The sequence below is a fragment of the Tropicimonas sp. TH_r6 genome, assembly GCF_033101155.1.
Lineage (GTDB): Bacteria > Pseudomonadota > Alphaproteobacteria > Rhodobacterales > Rhodobacteraceae > Tropicimonas.
Map to the genome: position 1 here is coordinate 81,223 of NZ_JAWMPX010000012.1, position 16,909 is coordinate 98,131.

Below are 16,909 nucleotides of genomic sequence, written 5' to 3' on the forward strand. Positions count from 1 at the left end.
GCGGCTAGGCCATCGGGCGATTCACAGGAGTGCCCATGACCGATCCCGTCCAGCTGACCGCCGACCTGATCCGATGCCCCAGCGTGACGCCCGAAGCGGGATCGGCGCTCGACTTGCTCGGAACCTTGCTGACCGAGGGCGGGTTCGCCTGTACGCGAGTTGACCGCAATGGCACGCCCAATCTTTTTGCCCGCTGGGGCGAGAAGGGCCACGCCAGCAGCTTCGGTTTCAATGGGCATCTTGATGTCGTCCCGGTCGGCGATGCGGCGGCCTGGACGGTCGATCCCTTTGGCGCAGAGCAGAAAGACGGCTTTCTTTGGGGACGCGGCGCGACAGACATGAAATCCGGCGTTGCCGCCTTTGCCGCCGCCGCGGTGGATTTCGTCCGTGATACCCCGCCCGATGGCGCGATTCTACTGACGATCACCGGCGATGAGGAGGGCGACGCGACCGATGGCACCGTGGCCCTGCTCCACTGGATGGAGGCAGAGGGCGAGGCGATGACCCATTGCCTTGTCGGCGAGCCGACCTGCCCCGACGAGATGGGAGAAATGATGAAGATTGGCCGGCGCGGCTCGATCACCGCCTGGTTTGAAGCGACCGGCATCCAGGGGCATGCGGCCTATCCCGACCGCGCCCGGAACGCGGTCGCCGCCATCGCCACGCTGGCCGCCCGCCTGGCCGCGCACACGCTTGATGACGGTACGGCGCATTTCGACCCGTCGACTCTCGCCGTGGTCAATATCGACACCGGGAATGCAGCGACCAACGTCATCCCCGGGACCAGCCGCGCCGTGGTCAATATCCGATTCAACGACACCCATAGCGGCGCCAGCCTCACCGAATGGCTCGCCGCTCAGGCGCAGGAGGTTGCCGCGCTGTTCGATCTCGAAATCGCGATGACGACAAAGATCTCCGGCGAGAGTTTTCTGACCCCGCCTGGCCCGCTCTCCGACCTCATCGCGAAGGCCGTCGAGGCCGAAACCGGACGGCTTCCCGGCCTGTCGACCTCGGGCGGCACATCGGATGCGCGTTTCGTCAAGAATCACTGCCCGGTGGTCGAGTTCGGCCTTGTCGGGCGCACGATGCACCAGGTCGACGAGCGGGTCTCCATAGTGCAGATCGGTCAGCTCAAGACGATCTATACCCGCATCCTGCAAAGTTATTTCGCCTGAGACAAATGCGCCGCCAGCAGCTCGTCATCATGCTCAAGGAGCCGCGTCCGGGTCGGGTGAAGACCCGGCTGGGTCGCGATATCGGCGCCACGGCAGCCGCATGGTGGTTCCGCCACCAATGCGCCGCGCTACTGCGGCGGCTGGATGATCCGCGTTGGCAGCTCACGCTTGCCGTCTCGCCGGATCGGGAGGGGCGCGCCTCGCGGATCTGGCCACCGCATCTGCCACGTCTGCCTCAGGGAACGGGCGATCTCGGCCACCGGATGGAGCGCGTCTTCCGCACCGCACCGCCCGGCCCGGTCCTCATCATCGGCGCGGATATTCCCGGCGTCACATCCCGGCATATCGACACTGCCTTCCGCGCCCTCGGCACGCATGAGGCGGTGCTCGGCCCGGCGCCCGATGGCGGCTACTGGCTGATCGGCCTGAAACGCAGCCGCCCGGTCCCGCCCGCGCTGTTCGAAAACGTCCGTTGGTCGACACCCCACGCCATGGAAGACACCTTGCGCAGCCTTGGTCCGGTCCGCGTGGCCGTTACCGACGTGTTGCATGACATTGACACAGTTGCAGACCTTGACCGCCTGCGCAGTCAGCCCTCGCCCGCGCCCCAATCCGCCGCCTGCATTTCTCGCAACCGACTCGCAGTGCGCTCGAATTCGAAGGTTCCCTCCCCCTCGAGATAGAGCATTTCCGGTTCGGCGGCTGCGGTGCAGATCAGCTTCACTTTCGCCTCGTAGAGCGCGTCGATCAGGGTCACGAAGCGCTTCGCCTCGTTGAAGTTCGACCGCCCCAGGCAGGGAATATCCGTCAGGACCAGCACCTTGGCGGTCTCCGCGATTGCGAGGTAATCCGCCGGTCCGAGCGGGACGCCGCAAAGATCGAAGAAGCCCGCCCGCGCCACGCCGTTTCGGAAGGCCGGGATCTCCACCGGCCGCGCCTTGACCGTCAGCACCAGTGGTGGCGCATCTCCGCCGGAGAGGTCGTCCCAGACCGACTGGATTGCCGCGCGTGCGCTGTGATCGTTGGGCGTGAAATAGACCGGTGAGCCCGCGAGCCTGTCCTGCCGGTAATCCGTGTCCGACACCAGCTCATGCACGACCATGCGCGTCTTGATCATGTCGATGAAAGGCAGGAAAAGGTCGCGCTGCAGCCCGTTCTTGTAGAGATCGTCCGGCACTCGGTTGGAGGTGGTGACCACCACGACTCCGGCGGCGAAGAGCCGTTCGAAGAGCCGCCCCACGATCATGGCGTCGGCGATATCGGAGATCTGCATCTCGTCGAAACAGAGCAGGTCGACATGGGCGATCACCTCGTCGGCCACCGGCAGGATCGCATCATTGACCTTGCGCTTGCGCGCCTCGTGCAGCCCGGAATGGACCTCCTGCATGAAGGCGTGGAAATGGACGCGCCGCTTGCGCGGGGTGCGCACGGCTTCGAAGAACAGGTCCATCAACATGGACTTTCCGCGCCCAACGCCGCCCCAGAGGTAGAGCCCCCGCACCGGCTCGGGCTCGACGGGTTTGGAGAACAGCCCCCGCAACCCGCTCACCTTCGGTTGCGCCGTGGCGCGATGCGCCAACTCGTGCCGTACGCGCTCCAACTCGGGCAGCGCAGCGGCCTGGGCCGTGTCAGGCGTCAACAGCCCTTCAGCGGCACGGTCATTGTAGATTTCGATCAGTGTCCGGGTCATTTGGGACGGTTTAGGCGTGGTTGTCAGAATTTGGAAGCCGCCATCGGTCGCAGGCGAAGCACGGCATGGAATCCTGACCGGCCCGAGGGGGCTTCTCGGGGGGCGATAACCTAAGCGGCCACGGATTCCCGACAGGCGTCAACAAAGGCCCCGTTGCCGTCTGGCGGTCTCGCGGATCAGGGGAGAACGTTGTCCACCCCGATGCGGGTCATGGTGCGTCTGGCTGGTTCTCGGGACGGGCGGCGTCGAATGCGGGCAATATGAGCAAGTCCCGTTCAATCTCCAAAAGCCGTGCAAATGGGGCAAGGTCGAGTCCCCAGCGATGGGCATTGTAGAGCTGCGCCACGAGGCAGATATCGGCGAGCATTGGCGCGTCCCCGAAACAGTAACGTGTGTTCGCTGGCAGCATCTGCTGGAAGGCGGCGAGCCCCTCTGCCATCCAGTGAAGCATCCAGGCCTTTGCCGCCTCGTTATCCACGCCATGTTCGGTCTTGAGCCGGTTGATGATGCGCAGGTTGTTCACCGGGTGGATGTCCAACGCAACAAGATGGGCGGCTGCCTGCACATGGGCTCGGTCAAGAGGATCGGCGGGCAAGAGCGGCGGCTCCGGGACGAGATGATCGAGATAGTCGAGGATCGCGAGCGATTGCGTCAGCACCGTCCCGTCCGCGAGCTCCAGTGTCGGCACGCCTGCGCCGGGGTTCAACGCACGATAGGCCGGGCTGCGCTGCGCGCCGGACAGAAGGTCCACCGGCACGGTTTCATAGGTCAGCCCCTTGAGGTTGAGCGCAATGCGAACGCGGTAGGACGTGGTCGAGCGCCAATAGGAATGGAGCTTCATGCGGGCCCCGTCTTGCGCGCCGCTTCCAACGCGGCGGAGAGCGTTTCCCGGTCACCGATATGGTTGGCCAGGATCAGCACGAGGCGGGCGTTGAGCGCATCGCTTTCCGCCTTGTTCAACCCGTCATGGGCGGCGAGGAGGTCGGCGTAGAAATCATCCGCGCCATCGATATTCGGAGTCAGGATCAGGGCGCTCATGCCGGGATCTCCTTGGCGCAGGCCCTGCGCAGCGCCGAGCGGAGCCGGGTTTCGTCGTAGCTGTCGAAGCGGGCGACGACATGTTGGTCCGGACGGATCAGGTAGATCGCGGAGGTCGCTCCGCCGAGATAGCGCTCCGCCAGCGCGCCGGTCGGGTCATCTGTCGCCGAAAGCGCGAGACGGCGCAGTGTGATGCCGTCCACGTCCAGCCGGTCGGGCGCGTCGCAATCGAGCGTGAGCAGCGTGAACCCATTGCCGATCTGGCGCAGCAGGAAGCCGTCGTCCAACGGGGCGTCGGGGCAGGGGGCGCCGGGGCGGCTGCGTTCCGGGCCGTCGGGCAGCGCGTCGGGCGTGTTCAACGGAGAGCCGTCATGGGTGCAGGGCACCGAGAGGCGGCCGGAATTGACCAGCGGACGGGCGAAGGGATGATGCTCGGACAGATCGAGAACCGCGTCGCGCAGGATCCGGCTCATCTCCGATTTTGGAGTGATGAAATCGGTGGAACGGGAGGAGTTGAGGATATTCTCTTCGGCCCCCTGGATGCGTTCGGCATCATAGCTGTCGAGTAGGGTTTCAGGCGCCAGTCCGTCCATCACCAGCTTGAGCTTCCAGACGAGGTTATCCGTGTCCTGAACCCCGGAATTGGCACCGCGTGCGCCGAAGGGCGAGACCTGATGCGCGCTGTCGCCGGCGAAGATCACCCGGCCGTGACGGAACTTCTCCATCCGTCGACATTGGAACGTGTAGATCGAGACCCATTCCAGCTCGAATTTCACGTCCTCGCCCAGCATCGCCTTGAGCCGGGGGATAACGTTTTCCGGCTTCTTCTCTTCGGCCTTGTCGATGTCCCAACCGAGCTGGAGATCGATCCGCCAGACCCCGTCGGGCTGCTTGTGCAGCAGCGCCGACTGGCCGCGATTGAAGGGCGGGTCGAACCAGAACCAGCGTTCGGTTGGGAAATCGGCCTCCATCACCACATCGGCGATGAGGAAATTGTCTTCGAAGACACGTCCGATGAAATCCAGCCCGAGCATCGCGCGGGTTGGCGAAGCGGCGCCGTCGCAGGCGATGAGCCACTCGGCTTCGAGATCGTATTCCCCCTCCGGCGTGTCGACCAGCAGTGCCACGTGGTTTCGCGTCTGCTCGACCCGCAAGACCTTGCTGCCGCCCCGGATCTCGATGGGCTTGCCCTCGGCTTCAAGTTCCCGGACCCGCTCCACGAGATATTGCTCGAAATAGTATTGCTGCAGATTGATGAAGGCCGGCCGCTCATGACCTTCCTCCGGCAGCAGGTTGAACTCATAGACCTGCCGCTCTTCGAAGAAGACCTTGCCGGTTTCCCATTCGACGCCTTTCTCCACCATCGGCTGGCCGCAGCCCAGCCGGTCGAGGATCTCCAGCGGGCGCTTGGCGAAACAGATGGCGCGGGAGCCGAAGCTCACCTTGTCATTCTCGTCCAGCACCACGACCGGCACGTCCTGCTGTGCCAGATCGATTGCGGCCGCGAGCCCGATCGGACCTGCGCCGATCACCACGACCGGATGGCGAATGGCATGAGCGCAGCCCTGATCCGGGCTGCGTTGATATCCGTAGAGCGGTTGCTCGAAGATTTTTTTCATCTCTCCCCCCATGATGCGGGTCAGCCCTGAAGCTGGGCCCACATTTCCAGGTCGCGTTCGGCGGTCCAGATGCGTGGGGTATCGATGCCGCGAGCCTCGTCAAAAGCGCGCGCGACGTTGAAGGGCAGGCAATGCTCGTATATGGCGTAATCGGCGAATTTCGGGTCACATTCCGCGCGAACAGCGTCCCAGGCGTCCTTGAGAGAGCCTCCACGTGCTGCGACCTTTGCCGCCGGACGATAGGTGGAAAGGACGAAATCGCGCGTGTTCTCGATGGCCTTGCCGACCATCGCCTTGCCCACCAGTGCGTCGCCGCGTCCCGGCGCGATGGCGTCCACGTCATAGGCGGCGATGTTGTCGAGTGTCCCGGACCAGTCCTTGAAATGCCCGTCGCCGCAATAGCAGGCAGAGTGGTACTCGACGATATCGCCGGTAAACATGACGTTCTGATCCGGCACATGGATGACCATGTCACCCGCCGTATGAGCGCGGCCGAGCTGCATCAGGTCGACCCGGCGCTTGCCGAGAAAGACCGACATGCGACCCGTAAAGCTCGTCGTCGGCCAGGTCAGGCCGGGAATGCTCTCATGGCCTTCGAACAGGCGCGGGAAACGCTGGAACTCGCTGTCCCAATCTTCCTGCCCACGCTCTACCACCATGGCGCGCGCCGCATCCGACATCAGGATCTGTTGCGCGCCAAAGGCCGAGGCGCCAAGAACGCGGACGGCGTGATAATGGGTCAGCGCGATATGGGTGATCGGCTTGTCGGTCACCTCGCGGACCTTTTCGATCACCTTGTTGGCCAGCCGCGGAGTGGCCTGCGCCTCGACGATCATCACCGACTCGTCGCCGATGATCACGCCCGAGTTCGGATCCCCCTCGGCGGTGAAGGCGTAGAGCCCTTCGCCAACCTCGGTGAAGCTGATCGTCTTCTCGCTCATATCCCCTTGGGATGCGAATTCCCTGGCCATCCGGGCCCCCTCCCTGTTTCGCCGGCGCCATTCTTGCGTTGCCCCGGTGCGCGCGCTAATTTGACCGGAATATCGTTTCAGTCGCAACGATTGTCAATCTCGTTTCGATCGAAACGAAATCCGACGGAGGCCGCCATGGCAAGTGATGTGTTCAACCTGTCCGAATTCCTGCCGTATCGGCTTGCGGTTCTCTCGGAGCGGATCAGCAAGCGGATCTCGTTGGTCTATGGCGAGAAATACGGGCTGTCTCTGCCGGAATGGCGGGTCATCGTGCATCTGTCGCGCTGTCACCGGGTGTCGGTGCGGGAGATCCACAATTGTGTGAACCTCGAAAAGCCGCGCGTGAGCCGTGCGGTGTCGCGGCTGGAAGCGGCGGGGCTTGTGGTCAAAGAAGCGGGGGCAGAAGATCACCGGCTGGTCGAGATCTCGCTGACGAAGGCCGGCTGGAAAGTGCTCGACGGGATCGTGCCGGAAGCCCTGGCGGTCGAAGCGCGGCTTCTGGGGCGGTTGTCGGAGGCGGAGCAGGAGACGCTGGTCGCTCTGATGGAGCGGCTACATGGCGAACTGGACGAGGATCCGAAGGCAGTACCGCGCTCGCGTATGGATCTGGCGCAAGTCGAGACCTGACTGACCTTCGCACAAACCGGCGATCAAAGCGCAGCCGCGCCCGCGCAGCGGGCGCTACCCCCGACGGGCGGAGCGCATCTCCGATGCGGTTCGACGGGAGGGAAGCTCGCCCGTCCGGTCGAAATGTCACGGCGGATTGTCTCTCCCAGCCCCGCGCATTAAAGTGCGCGCGCGGCCGATCGGGCCGCGTCGTTCTCAGGGCGGGGTGAAATTCCCCACCGGCGGTATGTGGCCTCCGAGCCGCGAGCCCGCGAGCGCCTCCCTTCCGGGGAGGGTCAGCAGATCCGGTGAGAAGCCGGAGCCGACGGTTAAAGTCCGGATGAAAGAGAGCGGACATCGGCTTGCCCTCGCAGGGGCCGGTCGCGTTGTCCTGTCTGCCTTGAGTCGTGAGCGGAGAGAAAGGACATCGCCATGACTCGCATACCCAACGCATTCGGCCCCATGGCCGCCGGTGCGTTTTTCATGATCGCGGCGGGGGCGCTGTTTGCCGCCGTCAACACGCTGGTCCAGTATGGTGCCATGGTGCAGGGGATCGCCCCGGCCCGGCTCGCCTTCTGGCAATATCTCATCGCCTTCTGTTTCTCGCTGCCCTGGCTCTGGGCCCATGGAATCGCCGCCCTCCGCACGCGCGCGCTTGGTTGGCACCTGCTGCGGGTCGGTTTCGCGGCGGCAGGGGTGCAGCTCTGGGTCGCCGGGCTCGCGCATGTGCCGATCTGGCAGGCCATTGCATTGATCATGCTGGCGCCCATGTTCGTCACCATCGGTGCCGTGGTCTTCCTGCGCGAGGTCGCAAGCGCGCAACGCTGGACGGCGGTCGCGGTCGGGTTCGCGGGTGGTATGGTCATCCTCGCCCCGTGGTCGGAGGCTTTCACACCTCATGCGTTGCTGCCGGTAGGCGCGGCGGCGTTCTGGGCGGCCTCCTCCGTCGTGACCAAGTTCCTCACCTGGCGCGAGACGCCAGAATCGCTCACGGTCTACCTTCTGCTCCTTCTGACACCGGTCAATGCGGCTGTGGCATGGGGCGACGGGTTTGGGCTCGATTTCGGGACGTCGGGGCTTTTGCTCCTTTCGACCGGGCTGCTGACGGCACTTGCGCAATACGCCATCGCGCGGGCCTACAGTCTCGCGGATGCCGCCTATTTGCAGCCCTTCGATCATGTGAAGCTGGTCTTCAACGTGCTGCTGGGCGCGGCGGTCTTCGGGTTCTACCCGCCGGGGAGCCTGTGGATCGGTGCGGCACTGATAATCGGGGCGTCGTCCTGGTTGCTGCTGCAAGAGGAGGGGGAGGTCGAAGCGACGGCGTGAATGGCCGTCGCTTTCAACCGCTCTCAGGTATTGGGGCATGGCACGGGGTGACGGCCGAAAAGCCGCCGTGCCAAAGCCTGCCCGTCAGTTCCTTCGCGGATCGGCCGGATAGACGCCCAGGACGTCCAGCCGGTCGGTGAAGTATTCCAGTTCTTCCAGCGCGAGCTGGACCGAACGATCTTCCGGATGCCCTTCGATATCGGCGTAGAACTGCGTCGCCGTGAAGGAGCCGTCGACCATGTAGCTTTCCAGCTTGGTCATGTTCACGCCATTGGTCGCAAACCCGCCCATCGCCTTGTAGAGGGCGGCCGGTATGTTGCGGACCCGGAACACGAATGTCGTCATCATCTGCTCGTCGCCGCGTCGCGTCATGTTGGGCTCGCGCGACATGATGAGGAAACGCGTCGTGTTGTGGTCCTGATCCTCGATATGCCGGGCGAGGATATTGAGCCCGTAGGTGTCGGCCGCGAGGTCCGACGCCAGCGCCCCCACGTTGCGCTCCCCATTCTTGGCAATATCGGCGGCGGCGCCGGCACTGTCGGCCGCCGCTTCACCGCGAATCCCCAGTTGGTCGAGGAATCCGCGCGATTGTGGCAGCAGCACCAGGTGCGCCCGCACCACCTCGATCTCGTCGAGATGCACGCCGGGCAGCGCCATCAGCGAGATATGCACCCGCACGAAGGCCTCGTCGATGATATGCAACCCGCTCTCGGGCAGCAGACGGTGAATATCGGCCACGCGCCCATAGGTCGTGTTCTCCACCGGCAGCATGGCGAGATCCGCCTTGCCGGATTGGACTGCCTCGATGGTTTCTTCGAATGTATGGCAGGGCAACGGATCATAATCGGGGCGCGCGTCATGGCAGGCCTGGTGCGAATAGGCACCAAGCTCTCCCTGGAAGGCTATGCGAGGACGGTCGGTCATTGGTATTTCGCAGACATATTCAAGAAGATGCGACTTTTTGGCGGGACTTTGGTCAAACTTCATCTTGCGTGAAGGGGGCGGAACCATGATAGATGCGCGAAACGTTTGTTTAGCGGGATGCGACATGTTCGACACGATGACACTTACCAAGACCGTCGGCGCCGTTTGTGGTTCGCTGCTGGTCCTTCTTCTTGCCGGCTGGGCCGCCGGCGGACTCTATAACACCAGCGGCGGTGGCCATGGTGATGAGCATGCGCAGGCCTATGTGATTGATACCGGGGACGGTGACGCCGCAGCAGAGGAAGAGGCCGAACCGGTCGATCTCGCCACGCTGCTGGCCAGTGCTGATATCGGCAAGGGCGAGAAGCTCTGGAAGAAATGCCAAGCCTGCCACAAGCTGGAAGACGGTGCCAACGCCACCGGCCCGTCGCTCTACCAGATCGTGAATCGTCCGGTGGAAGCCGTGGACAGTTTCTCGGGCTATTCCGGAGCGCTGGCCGAGGTGGTCGATACCTGGACGCCGGAAAACCTCGACGGCTACCTGGCTGACCCGAAAGGCTTTGCCCCGGGCAACAAGATGTCCTTCGCCGGCTTCAAGAAGCCCGAAGATCGCGCCAACATCATTGCCTTCCTGGAGACTCCGGAAGGCTGATCAGGCGCAATGGCGGCACGAATTCGACCCTCCGGAGCGATGGCTCCGGGGGGTCTTTTCTTGGGTTGGCCTATCCGGCGTACTCGACATTGACCGCGCACCGCGGGCACCTGTAGCTTGGCGAAATGCTAGCGGGGTAGCCATGTGACTCGGACGAGTACAAATCTTTATCGGGCAATCATCGACGGAAGTTCGAATTCCGATCCGGATTCCCGGGAGGAGCCAGCTGTCGATGGCGTTCTTTACCCGCGCCTCGAGGCGGAGACGCATCTGGACAGGAACGGCCGGGAATGGACCCGTCGGGCCGACATGACCGTCTTTGCCATGGGCGAGGAAACCATCGTCGATTGCGATGGCGGCACGGTGCTGTTCGATCAGACGGGCTGGTATGGTTTTATCGGCTGGCGCTATTTCGATCTGCCGGAGGGAACGGTCATTCCCGATTCCCTGGTCGTCGAACGCAGTCGCCGAGTCCAGGTGAGCCGTGACGGCCGGCGGCAGGGACGGCGCTATGTTATCGTTCCGCGCGGTCGGATGAGCCTGCCGGCCTACCGGGCCGCGCTGGATAATCTCGCGCGCAACGCGGTTGTGCGGAAGACCGAGCTGGCACGCTAGGCGCCGGGAGGAAAGATATGCCCGAGATTGGCGGTTGGACGCTGGTAATGGCGGTGCAGGCCATCGAGACGGAGATCCGGCGGCTGCGGCGTCTGACGGACGAGAATGTCGTGCCCGGCGATGAGCTGTTGCTGGTCGATTACGAGACGGCGGCGGAGGAACTCGAAGCGGCCTATGAGGAGGCGGTGCGCGTTCAGCCGAACCTTCCGCCATATGCGCAACTCGTGAACCGACGGGAATAGGCGACCGGCGAGCCGGAGCGTCCACGGCATCGCGCGCGCCTCCCGTTCCCGGCCTCCGCGGCGCGACCGGTAACCGTCGTTCACGCAAGTTCACACAATCTCGCCTTGTTCCCCGCGAGCCGTCTCTCTAGCCTTGGCGCGACAACTGCCACCTTGCCGGAAGGATGCCTCGATGACGACATTGCCCCTGCACGCCTCAGGATGGACCCGCGCGCGCCTCGCGCTCTCGGCCGGTTTCCTGCTCGCGGCAAGTGCGCTGGCGCAGGCCGCCCCCGAGGGCTGGATCTCGTCTCATGGTATCTCGACTTTTCCGGGCGAGCTGAAATATCCCGCCGATTTCGCCCATCTGGACTATGTGAACCCAGACGCGCCCAAGGGCGGCGAGATGTCGGTCTGGGCCTTTGGCGGCTACGACTCGATGAATCCCTATTCGATCAAGGGCCGTTCGGAGCGGCTCGCCAGCGCGCCATATGAGAGCCTGCTGGAGAGCGTGGCCGACGTGATTGGAGACGAGTACGGGCTGCTGGCCGAGACCATAGAATATCCGGAAGATCGCAGCGAGGTGATCTTCACCCTGCGCGAAGAGGTCCGCTTTTCGGACGGCTCGCCGCTCACAGCCGAAGATGTGCTCTTTTCCTATGAACTCTTCCGCGAGAAGGGCCTGCCGAGCTTCCGCGCCGTGCTCCAAACACAGGTAGAGCGCGCGGAAGTGCTGGACGAGCGCCGCATCCATTTCACCTTCCCCGAGGACCAACCAAAGCGCGACCTGATCCAGACCGTCGGCGGGCTGCCAATCTTTTCCAAGGCGCATTACGAGGCCAACGGGCTGGATCTCGAAGAGAATTCCATGACGCCTTTCCTCGGCTCCGGACCCTATGTCCCGGACCAGCTCGATGTCGGCAAGCGCTCGGTCTACAAGCGCAACCCGGACTATTGGGGCAAGGACCTGCCGCAGAATGTCGGGCGGCACAATTTCGACAGCCTCCGGCTGGAGTATTTCGGCGACTATGTGGCCGCTTTCGAGGGGTTCAAGGCGGGTGCCTACCATTTCCGCAACGAGGCCAGCTCGAAGACCTGGGCCACGGGGTACGATTTCCCGTCGCTGACGAACGGCCATGTGATCAAGGCCGAGCTGCATGACGGGACGATCGCGACCGGCCAGAGCTTCGTGATGAACCTGCGTCGGCCGCAATTCCAGGACCCGAAGGTGCGCGAGGCCATCGGGCTGCTCTTCAACTTCGAATGGTCGAACGACCAGCTCTTCTACGGGCTCTACGAGCGGGTGAACTCCTTCTGGGAGAACTCGGACCTCGCGGCGACGGGCCTGCCTTCGGAGGCGGAACTGGCGCTGTTGGAGCCGTTGGCGGACAAGCTGCCGGAGGGCGTTCTGGATGCCGAACCGCCGGTCGGGGCGGTGTCCGGCGAGCGGCAGCTCGACCGGGGGAACCTGCGCAAGGCGCTGAAACTGCTGGACGAGGCCGGCTGGGAAATCGGCAAGGACGGGATGCGGATCAAGGACGGCAAGACCTTGAAAGTCGAGTTTCTCAATGACAGCCAGACCTTCGACCGGGTGATCAACCCTTATGTCGAGAACCTGCGTCGCGCCGGGATCGATGCCAGTCACAACCGGGTCGATCAGGCCGAGGCGACCAATCGCGAACGCTCGTACGATTTCGACATCATGACCGACCAGTTCCCGATGGGATACATCCCCGGCGCCGGGCTGAAGCAGTATTTCGGCTCCGAGACGGCAGACAGTTCTGTCTTCAACTCAATGGGGTTGAAGTCGGAGGCCGTGGACAGCCTCGTCGAGACGATCATTGCTGCCGAGACACAGGAAGAGCTGGAGACCGGTGTGAAGGCGCTGGACCGGGTGCTGCGCGCCGAACGGTTCTGGATCCCGCAATGGTACAAGGACAAGCATACGGTCGCCTATTTCGACATGTTTGAGCACCCCGATCCGCTGCCGCCCTTCGCGCTCGGCAATCTGGACTTCTGGTGGTACAACGCCGAAAAGGCGGAAAAGCTGAAAGCAGCCGGCGTGCTGCGATAACAAGAGGCGAGCAGAGAGCACCTAGATGGGCGCCTATATTCTCCGGCGATTGCTGCTGATCATTCCGACGCTGTTCGGGATCATGCTGATCAATTTCGTGCTGACGCAATTCGTCCCCGGCGGACCGATCGAACAGATCATCGCCCAGGTCGAAGGCGAAGGCGATGTTTTCGAAGGGATTGCCGGGGGCGCCGATGCGGGCGCCGGCGGCGCGGGCGAGGGCTCGGATGACGCCTATCTCGGCGCGCGAGGCTTGCCGCAGGACTTCCTCGACGAGCTTGAGATCGACATGGGCTTTGCCCGGATCACCTGCGCCGACGGGTTCGAAGGCACGCCCAATCTCGACGACCCGGCCAGCGAGAAGGAAGCCATCGGCATTGTCGAGCGCTTCACCATCCTGATGGGCAACTACATGCGCTTCGATTTCGGCGAGAGCTATTTCCGCTCGATCTCGGTGGTGGATCTCGTCATCGAGAAGATGCCCGTTTCGATCACGCTCGGGCTCTGGTCGACGCTGATTGCCTATATCATCTCGATCCCGCTGGGCATCCGAAAGGCCGTGAAAGACGGCTCCAGTTTCGACACCTGGACCTCTGGCTTCATCATCGTCGCCTATGCGATCCCGGGTTTCCTCTTCGCCATCCTGTTGCTGGTGCTCTTCGCGGGGGGCTCATACTGGCAGATCTTCCCGCTGCGCGGGCTGGTCTCGGACGGGTTCGACCAGATGTCGACGCTTGAGAAGATCGGCGACTATTTCTGGCACATCACGCTGCCGGTGCTGGCCTCGACCATCTCCAGCTTCGCCACGCTGACGCTGCTGACCAAGAATTCCTTCCTCGACGAGATCAAGAAGCAATATGTGATCACCGCCAAGGCGAAGGGACTTTCCGAAAGCCGGGTGCTTTACGGCCATGTCTTCCGCAACGCGATGCTGATCGTGATCGCCGGCTTCCCGGCCGCCTTCCTCAGTGTCTTCTTCGGCGCCTCGATCATCATCGAGACGATCTTCTCACTGGACGGGTTGGGCCGGCTCGGTTTCGAGGCCGCGGTGGCGCGCGATTACCCGGTGGTCTTCGGCACGCTCTATGTCTTCGGGCTGATCGGGTTGCTGGTCGGGATCCTCTCCGATCTGATGTATGTCCTCGTCGATCCGCGGATCGACTTCGAAAGCCGGCAGGTGTGACATGAGCAATGATGCCATCTCCCGCGCCGAGGCCGCCGAGCCGAAGAAGGGGCTGTTCAGCCTCTCACCGCTCAACCAGCGTCGCTGGCGAAACTTCAAGCGCAACCGGCGGGCGTATTGGTCGCTGATCATCTTCATGATCCTCTTCGTCAGTTCGCTTTTTGCCGAGTTCATCGCCAATGACAAACCGATCCTGGTGAACTACCGGGGCGAATTGCATTTCCCGATCCAGAAATTCTACCCCGAGACAGCTTTTGGCGGAGATTTCCCGACCGAGGCCGTCTATCGCGATGTCGAGGTGCAATGCCTGATCGTCTCTGGCGGGATCATCGACTGTTTCGACTATCCCGAGGACATCATCGTCCAGGTCGAGGCCGGGGCGACGGAGATCGAGGGCGAAGAGGTCGTCAAGGGCTGGATGCTCTGGCCGCCGGTCCCCTACAGTTACAACACGCCGAACACGCTGGGCCAGCCCGCACCCTCGCCACCGGATGCCGATCACTGGCTGGGCACGGATGACGCAACGCGGGATGTGCTGGCGCGCGTGATATATGGCTTCCGGCTGTCGATCCTGTTTACATTGATCGTCACCGTCTCGGCCTCGGTCATCGGCATCGTCGCCGGCGCCGTGCAGGGCTTTTTCGGCGGCTGGATAGATCTTGTTTTCCAGCGGGTTATCGAGATCTGGACCTCGACGCCCCAGCTCTACATCATCATCATCATGTTCGCGATCCTGGGCCGAAGTTTCTGGCTGCTGGTCTTTCTGACGGTGCTCTTCGGCTGGCCGGCGCTTGTCGGCGTGGTTCGGGCGGAGTTCCTGCGTGCGCGCAACCTCGAATATGTCCGCGCGGCCAAGGCTTTGGGCGTGTCCAACTGGACAATCATGTTCCGCCACATGCTGCCCAACGCGATGGTGGCGACGCTTACCATGCTGCCCTTCCTCGTCACGGCGACGATCGGCACGCTGGCCTCGCTCGACTTCCTCGGGTTCGGGCTGCCCTCTTCGGCGCCGTCGCTTGGTGAGCTGACGCTGCAGGCCAAGCAGAACCTCCAGGCGCCCTGGCTCGGCTTCACCGCCTTCTTTGTCTTTGCCATCATGCTTTCCCTGCTCGTCTTCATCTTCGAAGGCGTTCGGGATGCCTTCGATCCGAGGAAAACCTTCCAATGATGACAGGGCAGACGCTTCTGAAAGTCCGTGATCTGAACGTTTCCTTCCGGCAAGACGGGCGCGACATTCCGGCCGTCAAGGGTGTCTCCTTCGAAGTTGGCGAGGGAGAGACTGTGGCGCTGGTGGGCGAGTCCGGCTCGGGCAAATCGGTGACGGCGCTGTCGACCGTGTCCTTGCTGGGCGAGAATGCGACCATCAAGGGCTCCATCGACTATCGCGGCAAGCAGATGGTGGGCGCCTCCGAGGAAGACCTGATGGATGTGCGGGGCGACGATATCAGCTTCATTTTCCAGGAGCCGATGACCTCGCTCAACCCGCTGCACACACTGGAACGGCAGTTGGTCGAGTCGATCACATTGCATCAGGGGCTGGTGGGCGAGCCTGCGCGAGCCCGCGTGCTGGAGCTGCTGCACAAGGTCGGGATTCGCGACCCGGAGAGCCGGCTCGGTGCTTATCCGCACCAGCTGTCCGGCGGACAGCGGCAGCGGGTGATGATCGCAATGGCGCTGGCCAATGGGCCGGAGCTGTTGATTGCCGATGAGCCGACGACCGCGCTCGACGTGACCATCCAGGCGCAGATCCTTGAGCTTCTGGCTGAGCTGAAGCGGACGGAGAAGATGAGCCTTCTCTTCATCACCCATGATCTCGGGATCGTGCGGAAAATCGCGGATCGGGTCTGCGTGATGAAGGACGGAGAGATCGTCGAGACCGGCCCGGCGGAGGAGATCTTCGCCAATCCGCAGCATGAATACACGCAGACGCTGCTGGCGGCCGAGCCGAAGGGCGTGATGGAACCGGTGGAAGGCGACCCGGAGGTGGTTGTGTCCACCGAGGCGCTCAAGATCTGGTTCCCGATCCAACGTGGTTTCCTGCGGCGGACGGTCGGGCATGTGAAGGCGGTGAACGATGCGAGCCTGAGCGTTCGCGCCGGCGAGACGCTGGGGATCGTGGGCGAAAGCGGCTCGGGAAAGACGACGTTGGCGCTGGCGATCATGCGGCTTATCGCGTCGGAGGGGCCGGTCGTCTTCATGGGCGAGGATGTGCAGGGGTGCCCGCAACGGGCGTTGCGCGATTTGCGCCGACATATGCAGATCGTGTTTCAGGACCCCTTTGGCAGCCTCAGTCCGCGCATGACGGTGGAACAGATCATCGCCGAAGGGCTTGGCGTGCACCGGACGGTGCGGGCGAAGTCGAAGCGGGAGATGGTGGCGGATATCATGGAGGAGGTCGGGCTGGACCCGAGCCTGATGCATCGTTATCCGCATGAGTTCTCCGGCGGACAGCGGCAGCGGGTTGCTATTGCGCGAGCGATGATCCTTGAGCCCAAGCTGGTGGTGCTGGACGAGCCGACCTCGGCGCTGGACATGACGGTGCAGGTGCAGATCGTCGAGCTGTTGCGGCGGCTACAGGCCAAGCACGGGCTGGCCTATCTCTTCATCAGCCATGACCTGCGGGTCGTGCGGGCGCTTTCGCACAAGGTTATCGTCATGAAGCAGGGCGATATTGTCGAGAGCGGCACGACGCGGGAGATCTTTGCGGCGCCGAAGACAGATTATACCCGCGAACTGATCGCGGCGGCCTTTAACCTCGACGAAGCGCTGGAGCGAGGCGCCTGAGCGTACTCTGGGGGAGCTTCGCGCTCTTGGT

At 63.3% G+C, this 16,909-nt stretch carries 17 protein-coding genes and 1 riboswitch; of the genes, 11 read left to right on the top strand and 6 right to left on the bottom strand.

The genetic code is table 11. From position 1 onward, the window contains the following. Positions 1-29 precede the first annotated feature (29 nt). Both dapE and R3X27_RS13210 read left to right on the top strand, forming a co-directional pair. Positions 30-1,175: a succinyl-diaminopimelate desuccinylase gene (gene dapE, locus R3X27_RS13205; RefSeq protein ID WP_317709331.1), complete on the top strand. Its 1,146-nt coding sequence runs from the start codon at positions 30-32 to the stop codon at positions 1,173-1,175. Between the two features lie 5 nt (positions 1,176-1,180). Then, a complete protein-coding gene (locus R3X27_RS13210; protein WP_317709332.1) occupies positions 1,181-1,858 on the top strand; it encodes a TIGR04282 family arsenosugar biosynthesis glycosyltransferase in 678 nt (225 codons plus the stop codon). Here R3X27_RS13210 and zapE read toward each other — a convergent pair. The 5 genes from zapE to R3X27_RS13235 form a co-directional block, all read right to left on the bottom strand. Next, a complete protein-coding gene (gene zapE / locus R3X27_RS13215) occupies positions 1,765-2,865 on the bottom strand; it encodes a cell division protein ZapE (RefSeq protein WP_317709333.1) in 1,101 nt (366 codons plus the stop codon). The two genes, R3X27_RS13210 and zapE, sit on opposite strands and share 94 nt — an antisense overlap. Positions 2,866-3,073: 208 nt before the next feature. After that, positions 3,074-3,706 (bottom strand): maleylacetoacetate isomerase, encoded by a 633-nt coding sequence (maiA, locus tag R3X27_RS13220; protein ID WP_317709334.1) that lies wholly within the window; start codon positions 3,704-3,706, stop codon positions 3,074-3,076. After that, on the bottom strand, positions 3,703-3,903 hold the full coding sequence (locus tag R3X27_RS13225) for a DUF2783 domain-containing protein (protein WP_317709335.1): 201 nt from the start codon (positions 3,901-3,903) through the stop codon (positions 3,703-3,705). The genes maiA and R3X27_RS13225 overlap by 4 nt, the downstream gene beginning before the upstream one ends. Beyond that, on the bottom strand, positions 3,900-5,522 hold the full coding sequence (locus tag R3X27_RS13230) for an FAD-dependent oxidoreductase (RefSeq protein WP_317709336.1): 1,623 nt from the start codon (positions 5,520-5,522) through the stop codon (positions 3,900-3,902). Before R3X27_RS13230 ends, R3X27_RS13225 begins: the two co-directional genes overlap by 4 nt. A gap of 20 nt (positions 5,523-5,542) precedes the next feature. After that, positions 5,543-6,493, bottom strand: coding sequence for an MBL fold metallo-hydrolase (locus R3X27_RS13235; RefSeq protein WP_317709337.1), 951 nt, complete (start codon positions 6,491-6,493; stop codon positions 5,543-5,545). 135 nt (positions 6,494-6,628) lie between these two features. Between R3X27_RS13235 and R3X27_RS13240 the strand changes: the two genes are divergently transcribed. Together R3X27_RS13240 and R3X27_RS13245 are read left to right on the top strand one after the other, a co-directional pair. Then, complete coding sequence (locus R3X27_RS13240; RefSeq protein WP_317709338.1) at positions 6,629-7,120, top strand: MarR family winged helix-turn-helix transcriptional regulator; 492 nt, start codon at positions 6,629-6,631, stop codon at positions 7,118-7,120. A 187-nt stretch (positions 7,121-7,307) separates the two neighbouring features. Next, positions 7,308-7,455: riboswitch (FMN riboswitch) on the top strand. Between the two features lie 76 nt (positions 7,456-7,531). Next, complete coding sequence (locus tag R3X27_RS13245) at positions 7,532-8,425, top strand: DMT family transporter (protein WP_317709339.1); 894 nt, start codon at positions 7,532-7,534, stop codon at positions 8,423-8,425. Between the two features lie 84 nt (positions 8,426-8,509). Here R3X27_RS13245 and R3X27_RS13250 read toward each other — a convergent pair whose 3' ends face one another. Beyond that, positions 8,510-9,349, bottom strand: a complete 840-nt coding sequence (locus R3X27_RS13250; RefSeq protein ID WP_317709340.1) for a prephenate dehydratase — start codon at positions 9,347-9,349, stop codon at positions 8,510-8,512. A 124-nt stretch (positions 9,350-9,473) separates the two neighbouring features. On the opposite strand from R3X27_RS13250, the gene R3X27_RS13255 reads away from it, so the two are divergent. From R3X27_RS13255 to R3X27_RS13285, 7 genes are all read left to right on the top strand, one after another. After that, on the top strand, positions 9,474-10,001 hold the full coding sequence (locus R3X27_RS13255) for a c-type cytochrome (RefSeq protein WP_317709341.1): 528 nt from the start codon (positions 9,474-9,476) through the stop codon (positions 9,999-10,001). Between the two features lie 144 nt (positions 10,002-10,145). Next, complete coding sequence (locus tag R3X27_RS13260; RefSeq protein ID WP_317709342.1) at positions 10,146-10,616, top strand: hypothetical protein; 471 nt, start codon at positions 10,146-10,148, stop codon at positions 10,614-10,616. Between the two features lie 17 nt (positions 10,617-10,633). Then, positions 10,634-10,858 (top strand): hypothetical protein, encoded by a 225-nt coding sequence (locus tag R3X27_RS13265; RefSeq protein WP_317709343.1) that lies wholly within the window; start codon positions 10,634-10,636, stop codon positions 10,856-10,858. A gap of 172 nt (positions 10,859-11,030) precedes the next feature. After that, a complete protein-coding gene (locus R3X27_RS13270) occupies positions 11,031-12,911 on the top strand; it encodes an extracellular solute-binding protein (protein ID WP_317709344.1) in 1,881 nt (626 codons plus the stop codon). Positions 12,912-12,936: 25 nt separating this feature from the next. Then, on the top strand, positions 12,937-14,094 hold the full coding sequence (locus R3X27_RS13275; RefSeq protein WP_317709345.1) for a microcin C ABC transporter permease YejB: 1,158 nt from the start codon (positions 12,937-12,939) through the stop codon (positions 14,092-14,094). A gap of 1 nt (position 14,095) precedes the next feature. Further along, on the top strand, positions 14,096-15,262 hold the full coding sequence (locus R3X27_RS13280; protein WP_317709346.1) for an ABC transporter permease: 1,167 nt from the start codon (positions 14,096-14,098) through the stop codon (positions 15,260-15,262). Beyond that, positions 15,262-16,878: an ABC transporter ATP-binding protein gene (locus R3X27_RS13285; protein ID WP_317709402.1), complete on the top strand. Its 1,617-nt coding sequence runs from the start codon at positions 15,262-15,264 to the stop codon at positions 16,876-16,878. The genes R3X27_RS13280 and R3X27_RS13285 overlap by 1 nt, the downstream gene beginning before the upstream one ends. The last annotated feature ends 31 nt before the right edge of the window (positions 16,879-16,909 follow it).

What these genes read in the sequence shown, in the direction of transcription:
- zapE (WP_317709333.1), bottom strand. Translation starts at nt 2,865, where the DNA reads ATGACCCGGACACTGATCGAAATCTACAATGACCGTGCCGCTGAAGGG.
- R3X27_RS13265 (WP_317709343.1), top strand. Translation starts at nt 10,634, where the DNA reads ATGCCCGAGATTGGCGGTTGGACGCTGGTAATGGCGGTGCAGGCCATC.
- R3X27_RS13225 (WP_317709335.1), bottom strand. Translation starts at nt 3,903, where the DNA reads ATGAGCGCCCTGATCCTGACTCCGAATATCGATGGCGCGGATGATTTC.
- R3X27_RS13245 (WP_317709339.1), top strand. Translation starts at nt 7,532, where the DNA reads ATGACTCGCATACCCAACGCATTCGGCCCCATGGCCGCCGGTGCGTTT.
- R3X27_RS13250 (WP_317709340.1), bottom strand. Translation starts at nt 9,349, where the DNA reads ATGACCGACCGTCCTCGCATAGCCTTCCAGGGAGAGCTTGGTGCCTAT.
- R3X27_RS13270 (WP_317709344.1), top strand. Translation starts at nt 11,031, where the DNA reads ATGACGACATTGCCCCTGCACGCCTCAGGATGGACCCGCGCGCGCCTC.
- maiA (WP_317709334.1), bottom strand. Translation starts at nt 3,706, where the DNA reads ATGAAGCTCCATTCCTATTGGCGCTCGACCACGTCCTACCGCGTTCGC.
- R3X27_RS13235 (WP_317709337.1), bottom strand. Translation starts at nt 6,493, where the DNA reads ATGGCCAGGGAATTCGCATCCCAAGGGGATATGAGCGAGAAGACGATC.
- R3X27_RS13275 (WP_317709345.1), top strand. Translation starts at nt 12,937, where the DNA reads ATGGGCGCCTATATTCTCCGGCGATTGCTGCTGATCATTCCGACGCTG.
- R3X27_RS13285 (WP_317709402.1), top strand. Translation starts at nt 15,262, where the DNA reads ATGACAGGGCAGACGCTTCTGAAAGTCCGTGATCTGAACGTTTCCTTC.
- R3X27_RS13255 (WP_317709341.1), top strand. Translation starts at nt 9,474, where the DNA reads ATGTTCGACACGATGACACTTACCAAGACCGTCGGCGCCGTTTGTGGT.
- R3X27_RS13230 (WP_317709336.1), bottom strand. Translation starts at nt 5,522, where the DNA reads ATGAAAAAAATCTTCGAGCAACCGCTCTACGGATATCAACGCAGCCCG.
- R3X27_RS13240 (WP_317709338.1), top strand. Translation starts at nt 6,629, where the DNA reads ATGGCAAGTGATGTGTTCAACCTGTCCGAATTCCTGCCGTATCGGCTT.
- R3X27_RS13280 (WP_317709346.1), top strand. Translation starts at nt 14,096, where the DNA reads ATGAGCAATGATGCCATCTCCCGCGCCGAGGCCGCCGAGCCGAAGAAG.
- R3X27_RS13210 (WP_317709332.1), top strand. Translation starts at nt 1,181, where the DNA reads ATGCGCCGCCAGCAGCTCGTCATCATGCTCAAGGAGCCGCGTCCGGGT.